14 protein-coding genes are annotated in these 16477 nt (G+C 41.8%); 7 read left to right on the top strand and 7 right to left on the bottom strand.

What is annotated here, in order from left to right; translation table 11 throughout:
• Positions 1–68: 68 nt before the first annotated feature.
• From rsmG to rpmH, 7 genes are all read right to left on the bottom strand, one after another.
• Complete coding sequence (rsmG, locus tag CJU60_RS00070; protein WP_024123575.1) at positions 69–788, bottom strand: 16S rRNA (guanine(527)-N(7))-methyltransferase RsmG; 720 nt, start codon at positions 786–788, stop codon at positions 69–71.
• 13 nt (positions 789–801) lie between these two features.
• A complete protein-coding gene (gene mnmG / locus CJU60_RS00065) occupies positions 802–2688 on the bottom strand; it encodes a tRNA uridine-5-carboxymethylaminomethyl(34) synthesis enzyme MnmG (protein WP_095712544.1) in 1887 nt (628 codons plus the stop codon).
• A gap of 20 nt (positions 2689–2708) precedes the next feature.
• Positions 2709–4088 carry a tRNA uridine-5-carboxymethylaminomethyl(34) synthesis GTPase MnmE gene (mnmE, locus tag CJU60_RS00060; protein ID WP_095712543.1) on the bottom strand — a complete coding sequence of 460 codons (1380 nt, stop codon included), beginning with the start codon at positions 4086–4088 and terminating at the stop codon, positions 2709–2711.
• 315 nt (positions 4089–4403) lie between these two features.
• Positions 4404–5030 carry an RNA-binding cell elongation regulator Jag/EloR gene (gene jag, locus CJU60_RS00055; RefSeq protein WP_024123578.1) on the bottom strand — a complete coding sequence of 209 codons (627 nt, stop codon included), beginning with the start codon at positions 5028–5030 and terminating at the stop codon, positions 4404–4406.
• Positions 5027–5812 carry a YidC family membrane integrase SpoIIIJ gene (gene spoIIIJ / locus CJU60_RS00050; RefSeq protein WP_081638392.1) on the bottom strand — a complete coding sequence of 262 codons (786 nt, stop codon included), beginning with the start codon at positions 5810–5812 and terminating at the stop codon, positions 5027–5029. The genes jag and spoIIIJ overlap by 4 nt, the downstream gene beginning before the upstream one ends.
• Positions 5813–5953: 141 nt before the next feature.
• Positions 5954–6307 carry a ribonuclease P protein component gene (gene rnpA / locus CJU60_RS00045; RefSeq protein WP_024123579.1) on the bottom strand — a complete coding sequence of 118 codons (354 nt, stop codon included), beginning with the start codon at positions 6305–6307 and terminating at the stop codon, positions 5954–5956.
• A 148-nt stretch (positions 6308–6455) separates the two neighbouring features.
• Positions 6456–6590, bottom strand: coding sequence for a 50S ribosomal protein L34 (gene rpmH / locus CJU60_RS00040; RefSeq protein WP_003178075.1), 135 nt, complete (start codon positions 6588–6590; stop codon positions 6456–6458).
• 629 nt (positions 6591–7219) lie between these two features.
• On the opposite strand from rpmH, the gene dnaA reads away from it, so the two are divergent.
• The 7 genes from dnaA to gyrA all read left to right on the top strand — a co-directional run bounded on the left by dnaA (position 7220) and on the right by gyrA (position 16281).
• The gene (dnaA, locus tag CJU60_RS00035; RefSeq protein WP_003242674.1) at positions 7220–8560 is read left to right on the top strand and encodes a chromosomal replication initiator protein DnaA; all 1341 of its coding nucleotides are present in this window, start codon (positions 7220–7222) and stop codon (positions 8558–8560) included.
• 191 nt (positions 8561–8751) lie between these two features.
• Positions 8752–9888: a DNA polymerase III subunit beta gene (gene dnaN, locus CJU60_RS00030; RefSeq protein WP_024123581.1), complete on the top strand. Its 1137-nt coding sequence runs from the start codon at positions 8752–8754 to the stop codon at positions 9886–9888.
• A gap of 131 nt (positions 9889–10019) precedes the next feature.
• Positions 10020–10235: a ribosome maturation protein RlbA gene (gene rlbA / locus CJU60_RS00025; RefSeq protein ID WP_003219264.1), complete on the top strand. Its 216-nt coding sequence runs from the start codon at positions 10020–10022 to the stop codon at positions 10233–10235.
• 15 nt (positions 10236–10250) lie between these two features.
• Positions 10251–11363, top strand: a complete 1113-nt coding sequence (gene recF / locus CJU60_RS00020; RefSeq protein WP_024123582.1) for a DNA replication/repair protein RecF — start codon at positions 10251–10253, stop codon at positions 11361–11363.
• 17 nt (positions 11364–11380) lie between these two features.
• On the top strand, positions 11381–11626 hold the full coding sequence (remB, locus tag CJU60_RS00015; protein ID WP_024123583.1) for an extracellular matrix regulator RemB: 246 nt from the start codon (positions 11381–11383) through the stop codon (positions 11624–11626).
• 55 nt (positions 11627–11681) lie between these two features.
• Complete coding sequence (gyrB, locus tag CJU60_RS00010) at positions 11682–13598, top strand: DNA topoisomerase (ATP-hydrolyzing) subunit B (RefSeq protein WP_024123584.1); 1917 nt, start codon at positions 11682–11684, stop codon at positions 13596–13598.
• Between the two features lie 211 nt (positions 13599–13809).
• A complete protein-coding gene (gyrA, locus tag CJU60_RS00005; RefSeq protein WP_024123585.1) occupies positions 13810–16281 on the top strand; it encodes a DNA topoisomerase (ATP-hydrolyzing) subunit A in 2472 nt (823 codons plus the stop codon).
• Positions 16282–16477: the final 196 nt, after the last annotated feature.

The following is a 16477-nucleotide window of genomic DNA, read 5'->3' as shown; positions in this document are numbered from 1 at the left end:
TTTTTCCTGCTGTACCGTCATTAATTTTGAAGAAAATATGATGGTATTGTCATATCAGGCTGTCTAAATTACCCTTCAATTGGCGATTTATTAGGAGTTCCCGGTTTTCTTGGATACTTCTTAGGTGTATTTTTGATCTTGCGTATCACCATAATATTACGATCGCTTTCTTCAATAGGCAGCTTAAAGGAATGGGTATTCTCAAGTTCTCCTCCAAGCGTTGTGATTGCTTTTTTTCCCGCATTTAATTCTTCTTCAGCAGATGCGGCTTTTAAAGCAACAAATAAACCGTTTTTCTTAACCAGAGGCAGACAAAGCTCGCTTAAAACAGATAGTCTCGCAACCGCTCGCGCTGTCACGATATCATAGCTTTCCCTTACGTCTTTCCGTTGCCCGAATGTTTCAGCTCTGTCATGGCAAAATGTCGTATTCTCCAATTGTAAAGCTTCAGACAGCTTTTCTAAAAACGTTATTCGTTTGTTTAGTGAATCTACGATTGTGACATGAAGGTGCGGAAAACATATTTTAATCGGCAGACTCGGAAAACCCGCTCCCGCTCCGACATCACAAATCGTATTCATCTGATTGAAGTCGACATAAAATGCAGCTGTAATGGAATCATAAAAATGCTTCAGATACACTTCTTTTTTCTCTGTAATCGAAGTCAGATTGATTTTTTCATTCCACTCAACCAGCATATCGTAATACAGCTCAAATTGCTCCAGCTGACGAGGAGAAAGGGAGATCCCTTTTTCCGCCAGTCCAGAAGTGAATTCTTCAATATTCATGCCGTCATCCTTTCTACTCGGCTATCTTCGCAATGCGGCCCTGCTCTAAATATACCAATAGAATTGAAATGTCTGCCGGATTCACACCGGAAATACGGGAAGCTTGGGCAACAGACAAAGGCCGTACGTTTTTCAGCTTTTGACGAGCCTCGGTTGCAATCCCCTTAATTGCGTCATAATCAATTCGATCAGGGATTTTTTTGTTTTCCATCTTCTTCAGTTTTTCCACTTGCTGAAGGGATTTTTCAATATACCCTTCATATTTCACTTGAATTTCTACTTGTTCTGCCACTTCTTGCGGAACCGGCACTTCTGGCGGCGCAAGTTTTGTCACAGTTTCATAGTTCATTTCAGGACGTTTCATCAAGTCTGTGCCGCGTACTCCATCTTTCAATTCGCTTCCGCCAAGAGAACGGATATATTCTTGATTTTCTGGAGACGGCTTGATAATCACAGAATGCAGACGTTTTTTCTCCGCTTCGATCGCCGCTTTTTTCTTTTCAAAAGCCGCAAATCGCTCATCAGAAATTAATCCGATACGGTGGCCGATTTCTGTCAGACGCAGATCTGCATTGTCATGGCGAAGAAGCAATCTGTATTCAGCACGAGATGTCAAAAGACGATATGGCTCATTTGTTCCTTTTGTCACAAGGTCATCAATGAGAACACCAATGTAGGCGTCAGAACGGCTTAGAATCACTTCTTCTTTTCCAAGCGCTTTTCGTCCTGCATTGATTCCCGCCATAATCCCTTGTCCTGCAGCTTCTTCATAACCGGATGTTCCGTTAATTTGGCCGGCAGTGTAGAGATTGGTAATTTTTTTCGTTTCAAGCGTCGGCCATAGCTGAGTCGGTACAATCGCATCGTACTCAATCGCATAGCCGGCTCTCATCATTTGAACGTTTTCCAGACCAGGAATCGTTGCAAGCATTCTTTGCTGCACGTCCTCTGGAAGACTGGTAGACAAACCTTGAACATAAACTTCCTGCGTATTTCTGCCTTCTGGCTCAAGGAAAATTTGATGACGCGGTTTATCATTAAAACGAACAACTTTATCTTCAATTGACGGGCAGTATCTCGGACCTGTACCTTTGATCATACCGGAATACATCGGTGAACGGTGCAGGTTGCTGTCAATAATCTCATGTGTCTCAGGGCTCGTATATGTCAGCCAGCAAGGAAGCTGATCTGTGATATATTCAACTGTTTCATATGAGAAAGCGCGAGGCACTTCGTCACCAGGCTGAATTTCCGTTTTGCTGTAATCAATCGTGTCGCTTTTGACGCGAGGCGGCGTACCTGTTTTAAAACGAACAAGGTCGAAGCCCAGTTCTTCCAAATGCTCAGAAAGCTTAATAGAAGGCTGCTGGTTGTTCGGACCGCTTGAGTAAGAAAGATCACCGAGAATAATACGTCCTCTCAAATATGTTCCTGTCGTCATAACAACTGCTTTCGCGCGGTAATTCGCACCGGTTTGTGTAATGACACCGCGGCACTCGCCGTCTTCAATGATCAGACGCTCTACAATTCCTTGCAGCAGCGTTAAGTTTGATTCTTTTTCAAGCGTATTTTTCATTTCATGCTGATATTGGAATTTATCTGCTTGCGCACGCAGCGCACGGACAGCAGGACCTTTTCCTGTATTCAGCATTCTCATTTGAATATGCGTTTTATCAATATTTCTGCCCATTTCTCCGCCAAGCGCGTCAATTTCGCGGACGACAATCCCTTTTGCAGGGCCGCCGACAGACGGATTACATGGCATAAACGCAACCATATCTAAGTTGATGGTCAAGACAAGCGTTTTGGCGCCTTGACGTGCTGATGCGAGGGCAGCCTCAACACCGGCATGCCCGGCGCCAATCACTATCACATCGTATTGGCCTGCTTCATACCCCATGATTCTAGTTCCTCCTTTATTTATTTTCCTAAACAGAACTGTGAAAAGAGCTGATCAATTAAGCTTTCATGGACAGCGTCTCCAATGATTTCGCCCAGAAGCTCCCAGCATCTTGTAAGATCAATCTGCACCATGTCGATCGGGACATCCTGTTCGATGCCGCTAAGCGCGTCTTCAATGGCGCGTTTTGCTTCCTGTAAAATTGAAATATGGCGTGTATTGCTGACATACGTTAAATCTCCGCTTTCAATAGCACCTGTATAGAACAGTGATTGAATCGCTTCCTCCAAATCATTAACGCCTTCTTCTTTTAGAAGAGATGTCGTTACAACAGGACGTCCATTGGCCAGCTCGCGTACACGTTCTATGTCAATTTTCGCCTCGAGGTCAGTCTTATTCATAATGACGATGACGTCCATTCCCTCAACGGCTTCAAAAAGCTTTACGTCTTCTTCAGAAAGCCCTTCACTATAATTAAGCACAAGTAAAATCAGGTCTGCTGCCTTCAGAACCTGACGAGAGCGTTCAACACCTATTCGTTCAACAATATCCTCTGTTTCACGAATACCTGCAGTATCAACAAGACGAAGCGGAACACCTCTTACATTTACGTATTCCTCAATCACATCCCGTGTCGTACCCGGAATATCAGTAACAATAGCTTTTGCCTCATGAACCAGGCTGTTAAGAAGAGAAGACTTTCCGACATTCGGACGGCCGATAATGACAGTAGAAAGACCTTCCCGCAAAATTTTGCCCTGCTCAGATGTTCTAAGCAGCGCCTCAATTTCTTTTTTAACGGAGCTTGCCTTTTCAACTAAAAGCTGATGTGTCATTTCTTCTACATCATCATACTCCGGATAATCTATATTTACCTCAACATGGGCCAGCGTTTCTAAAATATCATCGCGTAAACGGCGCACCAAAGCAGAGAGACGCCCTTCCATTTGATTCATAGCGACGTTCATTGCCCGATCCGTTTTCGCTCTGATTAAGTCCATCACCGCTTCCGCCTGTGAAAGGTCGATTCGCCCATTTAAAAACGCGCGTTTCGTGAATTCACCAGGCTCCGCCAGTCTCGCTCCCTCTCTTAAGGCGAGCTGGAGCACTTGGTTTACTGTCACAATTCCCCCGTGGCAGTTTATTTCTATAACATCTTCACGTGTAAAAGTTCTCGGTGCTTTTAACACCGATACCATTACTTCCTCCACGACCCGATCCGTACGTTTGTCTACAATATGGCCGTAATGAATCGTGTGTGATTCGACCGAACTGATCGTTTTCCCTTTCGGCCCTTTATACATTCTGTCGGCAATCTGGATTGCTTCCGGTCCGCTCAGCCGCACAATAGCAATCGCACCCTCTCCCATCGGTGTAGAAATGGCAGCAATTGTATCCATGTTGTTCACCTCTCTTTTCTATACTCTCATTCATCTATATAAAAAAATATTTTATTATGCCAAAACTAAAAGATAACATAGTTTGGTTCGAAGTGGAAGATGTGTTATCCACAGACTTAGAAATTCATCCCTTATTACTTTAACTTATCCACATGTGAATAACAATTAATTTTATTTCCTGAACTTCCTTTTTATCAACAGGATACACCTAAAAAGGAAAAACTTAAACGGAAAAAGCTTGATAATACAAGGAAAAATAGATTTTTCTATACAAAAAAACCGAAGTTCCGATTTTTACCGGACTTCGGTTTTATGTTATCTTTTCTGGGAAATAACGAGGTGGCGATTTTCGCCTTCACCCATTGAATACGTTTCGATCTGCTGATTTGCATATCTGGAAAGAGCATCATGAATGATTTTTCTTTCACTGGACGGCATCGGTTCTAAATGAACATCTTTTTTCGTTTTCAAAACCTGGTCTGCCAGTCTCACAGCCAGCTGACTCAGCGTCTCTTTCCTTTTCAAACGGTAGTTTTCTGCATCTACCGTCACATTTAAATACTGATCTGAATAACGATTAAGGACAAGCTGGGTCAAAGTTTGAAGTGCATTTAAGGTTTGTCCTCTTTTTCCAATTAACAATGCCGCTTTTTCACCCGTTATATGGAAACTCACTGCCTTTTTGCTTTCTTTTACAGTCACATCAGACTTTCCGGCAATGGATTCGGCAATTCTTTCAAGATACATCTTTGTTTCCTGAATCGGATCAAATTTTTCAGCCAGCTTCACGATTGCCGGCTTTTTGCCGAATATACCAAGAAAACCTTTGTTTCCCTCTTCAATAACGGTAATTTCAACTTCATCCTTCGTTAATTGCAGTTCTCGTAATCCGGACTGTACTGCTTCATCGACATTTCGCCCTGCAGCAGTCACATTCCTCACTTTTTCTTTCCTCCGGCTTTTTGCGGCTGAGGATCTTTTTTAATATCAGGCCCTTTAATGAGGAAAGTTTGCGCAATCATAAACAAGTTACCGACTACCCAATAAAGAGAAAGCGCCGCCGGGAAGTTGATCGCAAACACAATGATCATAATCGGCATAATCCAAAGCATCATTGCCATTTGCGGATTTTGCTGCGCATTGCCCGCCATCATTAATTTTTGCTGTACGAAAGTGGCAACACCGGCAACAATCGGAAGAATATAGAAAGGATCTTTTTCTCCTAAGTCAAACCATAAGAAACTGTGCTCTGAAATCGCCTGTGTTCTCATGATCGCATGGTAGAATCCAATTAAAATCGGCATTTGAATTAAAATCGGGAAACACCCTGCCAATGGGTTGACGCCATGCTTTTGAAATAAAGCCATTGTTTCCTGCTGAAGTTTTTGCTGCGTTTTTTGATCCTTTGAGCTGTATTTTTCTTTGAGCTTTTGCATTTCCGGCTGTAAAGCCTGCATCGCTTTCGAGCTTCTCAGCTGCTTGATCATCAGCGGCAAAATTAATAAACGGATTAAAATTGTAACAATAATAATTGACAGTCCATAGTTGTCTCCCGTCAATTTCGCAACATACGTAATGAGCTCAGACAATGGAAATACTACGTACTTGTCCCAAAAATGCGGACTATCTGCAGTGATCGGCTCTTTGACACTCGAGCATCCAGCCAATAGCATGAATACGCCGACCATACTTAATAGCAACCATATTCTCCTTTTCAACAACATTTCCTCCTATAATCATTCTTTACACTCTCTTATTACAAAACATACTTGTATGTATTTTAGCATCTTTCAGTTTTAAATGGTGTCTTTTTCTGATCAACCAGAAAGGAAGCGCTTTTAAAAGTTTTAAGAAAGCAGTGGCATCTACTTTTTTGACGAAGTTTTCTTATATAATGAGGCCTTCCTGAATAAATGCTGCAGACTTTTTTTCGTTTCCTCAAATGTCAGCTGACTTGCTGGTTTTCTAGCGATAATAATGTAATCCTTTTGCTTCAGTCTGTCTCTCTCTTCTAGAAAAGCTTGCCGGATCAAACGTTTTATCCGATTTCGCATTACTGCATTGCCAATTTTTTTGCTGACGGAAAGACCAACGCGCAGCTCATCGTTTTCAGGCTGATCAAGCGTATATAAGACAAACTGGCGATTCGCTACTGATGTGCCATGCTTGAACACTTTTTGAAAATCTTCATTTTTCTTTAAACGATTTCGCTTCTTCAAATTGACTCACTCCGATACTGGCTGGCAGAAACTTTTAATTTTATTTGAAAATGAGATACGCAGAGACAGGGGAGATCCCCCTGCTCATACACATCACATATATCTTTTCCCTTAAAGTGAAAAAAGACCACTGACATTATTCAGTGGCCTAAGCTGATAATACTTTTCTGCCTTTGCGGCGACGGCGCGCTAAAACTAGACGACCGTTTTTTGAACTCATACGGCTTCTGAAGCCATGAACTTTACTGCGTTTACGGTTATTCGGTTGGAATGTTCTTTTCATTTATGACACCTCCCTCGAGGAATAGCTGTTAAAGACAGTCTTACTTATTATATTTGCGTTACCTATTCATTGTCAACTTCACTAGTGCTTTTGTTTCTTGCAACCATAATAGGATACCATACCTTCTCGACTTTCGAAACCTTATTTTTTCAGATTCCTGAATTTAACGAAAAAAATCAGATTCAAATGACCATTATGAGCTGAAAATTCATGATGTGGATATCTTTTTTCCCTTTTTTCAATATCCACAAAGGTTATCGACAACATTTTCACACTGCCAACTCCTGTGGACAATTTTTTTCAACAGGTTGTCCGCTTTGTGGATAAGATTGTGACAGCCATTGCAAGCTCTCGTTTAATTTGGTATTATATTTGTGTTTTAACTCTTGATTACTAATCTTGCTTTCACTCTTTATCCACAAACTGTGGATAAGATGTGGATTGATTTCACACAGCATGTGTAGAAAGTTGTCCACAAGTTGTGAAATTTGTCGAAAAGCTATTTATCTACTATATTATATGTTCTCAACATTTAATGTGTACGAATGGTTACCGCCATTTGCTCTTTTTTTGTGTTCTATAACAGGAAAAGACGTTATTTTCTTAGAAAAGGAGGGACGTGCCGGAAGATGGAAAATATATTAGACCTGTGGAACCAAGCCCTTGCTCAAATCGAAAAAAAATTGAGCAAACCGAGTTTCGAGACTTGGATGAAATCAACGAAAGCCCACTCACTGCAAGGAGATACATTGACAATTACCGCTCCTAATGAATTTGCCAGAGACTGGCTGGAGTCCAGATACTTGCATCTCATTGCAGATACTATATATGAATTAACCGGGGAAGAATTGAGCATTAAGTTTGTCATTCCTCAAAATCAAGATGTCGAAGACTTTATGCCAAAACCGCAAGTCAAAAAAGCAGTAAAAGAAGATACATCTGATTTTCCTCAAAATATGCTCAACCCAAAATATACTTTTGATACTTTTGTCATCGGATCTGGAAACCGATTCGCTCACGCTGCTTCCCTGGCAGTAGCGGAAGCACCTGCAAAAGCATACAACCCTTTATTTATCTACGGGGGCGTTGGCTTAGGGAAAACACACTTAATGCATGCGATCGGCCATTATGTAATAGATCATAATCCTTCTGCCAAAGTGGTTTATCTGTCTTCTGAGAAATTTACTAACGAGTTCATCAACTCTATTCGAGATAATAAAGCAGTTGATTTTCGCAATCGCTACCGAAATGTTGATGTGCTTTTGATAGATGATATTCAATTTTTAGCCGGGAAAGAACAAACGCAAGAAGAATTTTTCCATACTTTTAACACGCTGCACGAAGAAAGCAAACAAATCGTCATTTCAAGTGATAGACCGCCTAAAGAAATTCCGACACTTGAAGACAGATTGCGTTCACGATTTGAATGGGGTCTGATTACAGATATCACGCCTCCTGATTTAGAAACGAGAATTGCGATTTTAAGAAAAAAAGCCAAAGCGGAAGGCTTGGATATTCCGAACGAGGTTATGCTTTATATCGCAAATCAAATCGACAGCAACATTCGGGAGCTGGAAGGGGCGTTAATCAGGGTCGTTGCTTATTCATCTTTAATTAATAAAGATATTAATGCCGATCTGGCCGCTGAGGCATTAAAAGATATTATTCCTTCCTCAAAACCGAAAGTGATTACAATAAAAGAAATTCAGAGAGTAGTAGGCCAGCAATTCAATATTAAGCTTGAGGATTTCAAAGCAAAAAAACGGACAAAATCGGTAGCATTCCCGCGTCAAATCGCTATGTACTTATCGAGAGAAATGACTGACTCCTCTCTCCCTAAAATCGGAGAGGAATTCGGAGGACGTGACCATACAACCGTTATTCATGCGCATGAAAAAATTTCAAAACTGCTGGCAGATGATGAACAGCTTCAGCAGCATGTAAAAGAAATCAAGGAACAGCTTAAATAATAGGACCGGGGATAAATCGGGAGAAGTGTGAATAACTTTTCTAAAGTCATGCACAGTCTGTCCACATGTGGATAGGCTGTGTTTCCTGTCTTTTTCACAACTTATCCACAAATCCACAAGCCCTACTATTACTTCTACTACTTTTTTTAAAAAAATATATATATTAAACATTATCCGTTAGGAGGATAAAAATGAAATTTACGATTCAAAAAGATCGTCTTGTTGAAAGTGTCCAAGATGTATTAAAAGCAGTTTCATCCAGAACTACAATTCCGATTTTGACCGGTATTAAGATCGTTGCCTCAGATGAAGGGGTATCTTTTACTGGAAGCGATTCAGATATTTCCATCGAGTCTTTTATTCCAAAAGAAGAAGGAGATAAAGAAATCGTTACGATTGAACAGCCAGGCAGCATTGTATTACAAGCCCGCTTCTTTAGTGAGATTGTAAAAAAACTCCCGATGGCAACTGTAGAAATCGAAGTGCAAAATCAATATCTGACGATTATCCGCTCTGGAAAAGCCGAATTTAACCTAAATGGGCTTGATGCCGATGAGTATCCGCACTTGCCGCAGATTGAAGAGCATCATGCGATTCAGATTCCTACGGATTTATTAAAAAACCTAATTAGACAAACAGTGTTTGCGGTGTCCACCTCAGAAACACGCCCTATCTTGACAGGTGTAAACTGGAAAGTGGAGAAAAGTGAATTATTATGCACTGCAACGGATAGCCACCGTTTAGCTTTAAGAAAAGCGAAACTTGATATTTCAGAAGACAGATCCTATAACGTCGTGATTCCGGGTAAGAGCTTAACTGAACTCAGCAAGATTTTGGATGACAACCAAGAACTTGTAGATATCGTCATTACAGAAACCCAGGTTCTGTTTAAAGCAAAAAACGTCTTGTTCTTCTCACGCCTGCTGGATGGAAATTATCCGGATACAACCAGCCTTATTCCGCAAGAGAGCAAGACAGAAATCATTGTGAACACAAAAGAATTCCTTCAGGCGATTGATCGTGCATCTTTATTAGCCAGAGAAGGACGCAATAACGTGGTGAAGCTTTCTGCAAAACCTGCTGAATCAATTGAGATTTCTTCTAATTCACCTGAAATCGGAAAAGTGGTGGAAGCGGTTCTTGCAGATCAAATCGAGGGTGAGGAATTAAATATCTCATTTAGTCCAAAATATATGCTGGATGCATTAAAGGTGCTTGAAGGAGCAGAGATACGTGTAAGCTTTACAGGAGCTATGAGACCTTTCTTAATTCGCACGCCGAATGATGAAACAATCGTACAGCTTATCCTCCCTGTCAGAACCTATTAATCCGATATACGGCTGCCGACCTGCTCGGCAGCTTTTCTATTCGTAATCTGCTCCGTCAAGTTTTCCCTTTCCCTAATTCGTTTTTTTTTAGTACAATTAGATATTAGTGATATTTGAAAGAGGTCGATATAATGGCAAATCCGATTTCTATTGATACAGAGATGATTACACTCGGGCAATTTCTGAAATTAGCCGATGTGATTCAGTCAGGCGGCATGGCAAAGTGGTTTTTGAGCGAGCATGAAGTGCTTGTGAACAATGAGCCGGACAATCGCCGCGGCAGAAAGCTGTATGTTGGAGATGTGGTAGAGATTGAAGGATTTGGTTCATTTCAAGTCGTCAATTAAAGCGGGTGACACTGATTGTATATCCAGAACTTAGAACTGACATCTTACCGCAACTATGAACATGCTGAACTTCAATTTGAAAATAAAGTAAATGTGATCATTGGAGAAAATGCTCAGGGGAAAACAAACCTCATGGAAGCGATCTATGTCTTGTCCATGGCAAAATCGCATCGGACTTCAAATGACAAAGAACTTATCCGGTGGGACAAAGACTATGCTAAAATAGAGGGAAGAGTGATGAAGCAAAACGGGGCGATCCCGATGCAGCTCGTCATCTCCAAAAAGGGTAAAAAGGGCAAGGTCAATCATATCGAACAGCAAAAGCTCAGCCAGTATGTCGGCGCCCTCAACACCATCATGTTTGCGCCGGAAGATTTAAACCTTGTAAAGGGAAGCCCTCAAGTGAGACGGAGGTTTCTTGACATGGAAATCGGCCAAGTTTCTCCCGTCTACCTGTATGACCTTTCTCTTTACCAGAAGATTCTTTCCCAGCGAAATCATTTTTTGAAGCAGCTGCAAACAAGAAAACAAACTGACAGAACAATGCTTGATGTTCTGACTGATCAGCTTATTGAAGTTGCCGCAAAAGTCGTCGTAAAACGTCTGCAGTTCACGGCACAGCTCGAAAAATGGGCGCAGCCTATCCATTCGGGCATCTCAAGAGGGCTTGAGGAATTGACGCTGAAGTACCATACGGCGCTTGAGGTATCAGATCCTGAAGACTTGTCGAAAATAGGAGATAGCTATCAAGAAGCGTTTTCTAAATTAAGAGAAAAAGAAATCGAGCGCGGCGTCACGCTGTCTGGACCTCATCGGGATGATGTTCTTTTCTATGTGAACGGACGCGATGTGCAGACGTATGGTTCTCAAGGACAGCAGCGGACGACGGCATTATCCCTTAAGCTGGCTGAGATTGACCTGATCCATGAAGAAATCGGAGAATATCCCATTTTACTATTGGATGATGTGCTGAGTGAGCTGGATGATTATCGCCAATCGCACTTGCTTCATACCATCCAGGGCCGTGTACAAACGTTTGTCACAACGACAAGCGTTGATGGCATTGATCACGAAACCTTACGGCAAGCAGGAATGTTCCGTGTGCAAAACGGTACGTTAGTGAAGTGAAGAAATGAGGTGGGCAATTGTATATTCATTTAGGTGATGATTTTGTGGTTTCAACACGCGATATTATTGGCATTTTTGATTTTAAAGCCAACATGTCGCCAATTGTTGAAGAATTTCTGGAAAAACAGAAACACAAGCTGGTGCCTTCCGTAAACGGCACACCCAAATCTATCGTAGTCACGGTTCAGAATATATATTACTCTCCCTTATCTTCCAGCACATTAAAAAAACGTGCGCAATTTATGGTTGAAATAGATTCTTAGTGATTTTTTATAACGAATATATTGTTTAAGAAAAGTGTAGGTGAATAACGTGGCTATGGAACAGCAGCAAAATAGTTATGATGAAAATCAGATACAGGTACTAGAAGGATTGGAAGCTGTTCGTAAAAGACCGGGGATGTACATCGGTTCAACCAACAGTAAAGGCCTTCACCATCTGGTATGGGAAATTGTCGACAATAGTATTGACGAAGCCCTGGCCGGTTATTGTACAGATATCAATATCCAAATTGAAAAAGACAACAGCATTACGGTAATTGATAATGGCCGCGGGATTCCAGTCGGTATTCATGAGAAAATGGGTCGTCCTGCGGTTGAAGTCATTATGACTGTGCTTCACGCCGGCGGAAAATTTGACGGAAGCGGATATAAAGTGTCCGGAGGTTTGCACGGTGTAGGTGCCTCGGTCGTTAACGCGTTATCAACAGAGCTTGATGTGACTGTTCACCGTGACGGAAAAATCCATCGCCAAGTCTATAACCGCGGTGTCCCGGTTTCTGATCTTGAAGTTATTGGCGAAACGGATCATACAGGAACGACTACACACTTTGTTCCAGATCCTGAAATCTTCACGGAAACAACTGAGTATGAATATGATCTGCTTGCTAACCGTGTTCGCGAATTAGCCTTTTTGACAAAAGGCGTAAACATCACGATTGAAGATAAACGTGAAGGCCAAGAGCGCAAAAATGAGTATCATTACGAAGGCGGAATTAAAAGCTATGTAGAGTATTTAAACCGCTCCAAAGAAGTTGTCCATGAAGAGCCGATTTATATTGAAGGCGAAAAGGACGGCATTACGGTTGAAGTCGCTCTGCAATACAATGACAGCTACACAAGCAATATTTACTCATTTACAAACAATATCAACACGTACGAAGGCGGTACCCACGAAGCTGGTTTTAAAACGGGGCTGACTCGTGTCATCAATGATTACGCCAGAAAAAAAGGACTCATAAAAGAAAATGATCCAAACTTAAGCGGAGATGATGTGAGAGAAGGGCTTACCGCGATTATCTCGATCAAACACCCGGATCCGCAGTTCGAAGGCCAAACGAAAACAAAACTAGGCAACTCAGAGGCGCGGACGATCACAGATACGTTATTTTCTGCGGCGTTGGAAACATTTATGCTGGAAAATCCAGATGCGGCAAAAAAAATCGTTGACAAAGGTTTAATGGCAGCAAGAGCAAGAATGGCTGCGAAAAAAGCGCGTGAATTAACGCGCCGCAAAAGCGCTTTGGAGATTTCAAACCTTCCCGGTAAATTAGCGGACTGCTCTTCGAAAGACCCGAGCATCTCCGAGTTATATATCGTAGAGGGTGACTCTGCCGGAGGATCTGCAAAACAGGGACGTGACAGGCATTTCCAAGCCATTTTGCCGCTAAGAGGTAAAATCCTAAACGTTGAAAAAGCAAGGCTTGATAAAATTCTTTCTAACAACGAAGTTCGTTCTATGATTACTGCACTCGGCACAGGTATCGGGGAAGATTTCAACTTGGAAAAAGCCCGTTATCACAAAGTCGTCATTATGACAGATGCCGACGTTGACGGCGCGCACATCAGAACATTGCTGTTGACGTTCTTTTACAGATATATGCGTCAGATTATCGAAAATGGCTACGTGTACATCGCGCAGCCGCCGCTCTACAAAGTCCAGCAGGGTAAACGTGTTGAATATGCATACAATGACAAGCAGCTTGAGGAATTGTTGCAAACTCTTCCTCAAACGCCTAAGCCTGGATTGCAGCGTTACAAAGGTCTCGGTGAAATGAATGCCACCCAGCTTTGGGAGACAACAATGGACCCGGGCTCAAGAACGCTTCTGCAGGTGACTCTAGAGGATGCAATGGATGCGGATGAAACTTTCGAAATGCTGATGGGAGACAAAGTAGAACCGCGCAGAAATTTCATAGAAGCAAATGCGAGATACGTAAAAAATCTCGATATCTAATAATACAAAGCCTTATTTCCAATAAGAAATAAGGCTTTTTTCTGAATAGGACAGGACGCAGGAATTCTTGTAAAACCTATATATTCTAGTAATTTAATGTGTATAAGTATAAGTTTATTGATATAATGGAGAATAGTGAAATCGTATTGAAGATCATAATGGACAATCTACTCCCACATAATTTCATGTGATACTTCAGGGAGGTTTTTTAATGAGTGAACAAAACACACCAAAAGTTCGTGAAATAAATATCAGTCAGGAAATGCGCACGTCCTTTTTGGATTATGCGATGAGCGTTATCGTATCCCGGGCGCTTCCGGATGTGCGTGACGGTTTAAAACCGGTTCACAGACGGATTTTATACGCGATGAATGATTTAGGCATGACGAGTGACAAGCCGTATAAAAAATCGGCTCGTATCGTCGGAGAAGTTATCGGGAAATACCATCCTCACGGTGATTCAGCGGTATATGAATCTATGGTCAGAATGGCGCAGGATTTCAACTACCGTTATATGCTGGTGGACGGTCACGGAAACTTTGGTTCTGTAGACGGAGACTCAGCCGCTGCGATGCGGTACACCGAAGCCAGAATGTCTAAGATCGCCATGGAAATTCTGCGAGACATTACAAAAGACACGATTGATTATCAAGATAACTATGATGGTTCAGAGAGAGAACCTGTTGTCATGCCGTCAAGATTCCCAAACCTGCTTGTAAATGGAGCAGCCGGTATTGCAGTCGGAATGGCTACAAATATACCGCCGCACCAGCTTGGAGAAATTATTGACGGAGTGCTTGCCGTAAGCGAGAACAAGGACATAACAATCCAAGAGCTGATGGAATTCATTCCTGGACCGGATTTCCCGACTGCCGGACAAATTTTAGGCAGAAGCGGAATTCGCAAGGCATATGAATCCGGAAGAGGTTCTATTACGATTAGGGCAAAAGCAGAAATTGAAGAAACTTCATCAGGGAAAGAAAGAATTTTAGTAACAGAACTCCCTTATCAGGTGAATAAAGCGCGTCTAATTGAGAAGATTGCTGATCTTGTCAGAGATAAGAAAATTGAAGGAATAACTGATTTGCGTGATGAATCTGACCGTAACGGTATGCGGATTGTTATTGAAATCAGACGAGATGCCAATGCGCATGTTATCCTGAACAATCTTTACAAACAAACGGCCCTGCAAACTTCCTTCGGGATTAACATGCTGGCGCTTGTTGACGGTGAGCCGAAGGTATTAAATTTAAAGCAATGCCTGGTGCATTATCTAGATCACCAAAAAGTTGTTATCAGACGCCGTACTGCTTATGAATTGCGTAAAGCAGAGGCAAGAGCGCATATCTTGGAAGGATTAAGGATTGCCCTCGATCATCTTGATGCAGTTATTTCCCTTATCCGCAACTCTCAAACGGCTGAAATTGCGAGAACAGGGTTAATTGAACAATTCTCGCTGACCGAAAAACAAGCCCAAGCTATTCTAGACATGAGGCTCCAGCGTTTAACAGGATTGGAACGAGAAAAGATTGAAGAAGAATACCAATCCCTTATTAAATTAATTGCAGAGCTTAAAGAAATCTTGGCCAATGAAGAAAAAGTGCTTGAGATCATCCGTGAAGAGCTCACAGAAATAAAAGAGCGTTTCAACGATGAAAGACGCACTGAGATTGTTACTGCCGGCCTTGAAACAATTGAAGATGAAGATCTCATCGAAAGAGAAAACATCGTTGTCACTCTGACGCATAACGGATATATCAAACGTCTGCCTGCTTCGACTTACCGCAGTCAAAAGCGCGGAGGAAAAGGCGTTCAGGGAATGGGGACAAACGAAGATGATTTCGTTGAACATCTGATTTCTACTTCAACACATGACACGATTCTCTTCTTCTCCAACAAAGGGAAAGTGTATCGTTCAAAAGGGTATGAAATTCCTGAATACGGTAGAACCGCTAAGGGAATCCCGATTATCAATCTGTTGGAGGTAGAAAAAGGTGAATGGATTAACGCAATAATCCCAGTCACTGCATTCGAAGAAGATCTCTATCTCTTCTTCACAACAAAACATGGGGTTTCAAAACGCACTTCACTGTCTCAGTTTGCTAATATCCGTAACAACGGCTTAATTGCGCTGAGCCTGCGTGAAGATGATGAATTAATGGGTGTCCGGCTTACTGACGGCACAAAACAAATCATCATCGGAACGAAAAACGGCCTGCTGATTCGTTTCTCTGAAACAGATGTTAGGGAAATGGGAAGAACAGCGGCAGGCGTAAAAGGCATCACCCTTACTGACGACGATATTGTCGTCGGCATGGAAATATTAGAGGAAGAATCTGATGTCCTTATCGTGACCGAGAAAGGTTACGGTAAACGAACTCCGGCTGAAGAATACAGAACTCAGAGCCGAGGCGGAAAAGGACTGAAAACATGTAAAATCACGGAGAACAACGGCCATTTAGTAGCGGTGAAAGCTACCAAAGGTGAAGAGGATCTGATGATTATTACTGCCAGCGGTGTACTGATCAGAATGGATATCAATGATATCTCAACTACCGGACGCGTAACTCAAGGTGTACGTCTCATCAGAATGGCGGAACAAGAGCATGTGGCCACAGTCGCATTAGTTGAGAAAAACGATGATAATGAAGAAAATGAGCAAGAAGAGACACAAGAAAGTTAAGAAAAAGCGCGGCTATACCAGCTGCGCTTTTTTATATCAAAAACTCTTTACAGTGAGAAGATTTATGGTATAATCATTTCTGTTGTCTTTTAAAAGACATGGACATTACTAGATGAAAACATTTTTTAAAAAAGTGTTGACCTAGTTAACTATAAATGTTACTATTAAGTAGTCGCTTCGAGAGAGGCACACAAAG

The organism is Bacillus sp. 7705b (assembly GCF_002289525.1).
Lineage (GTDB): Bacteria > Bacillota > Bacilli > Bacillales > Bacillaceae > Bacillus > Bacillus halotolerans.
This window is presented reverse-complemented; position numbering and strand designations above follow the sequence as displayed.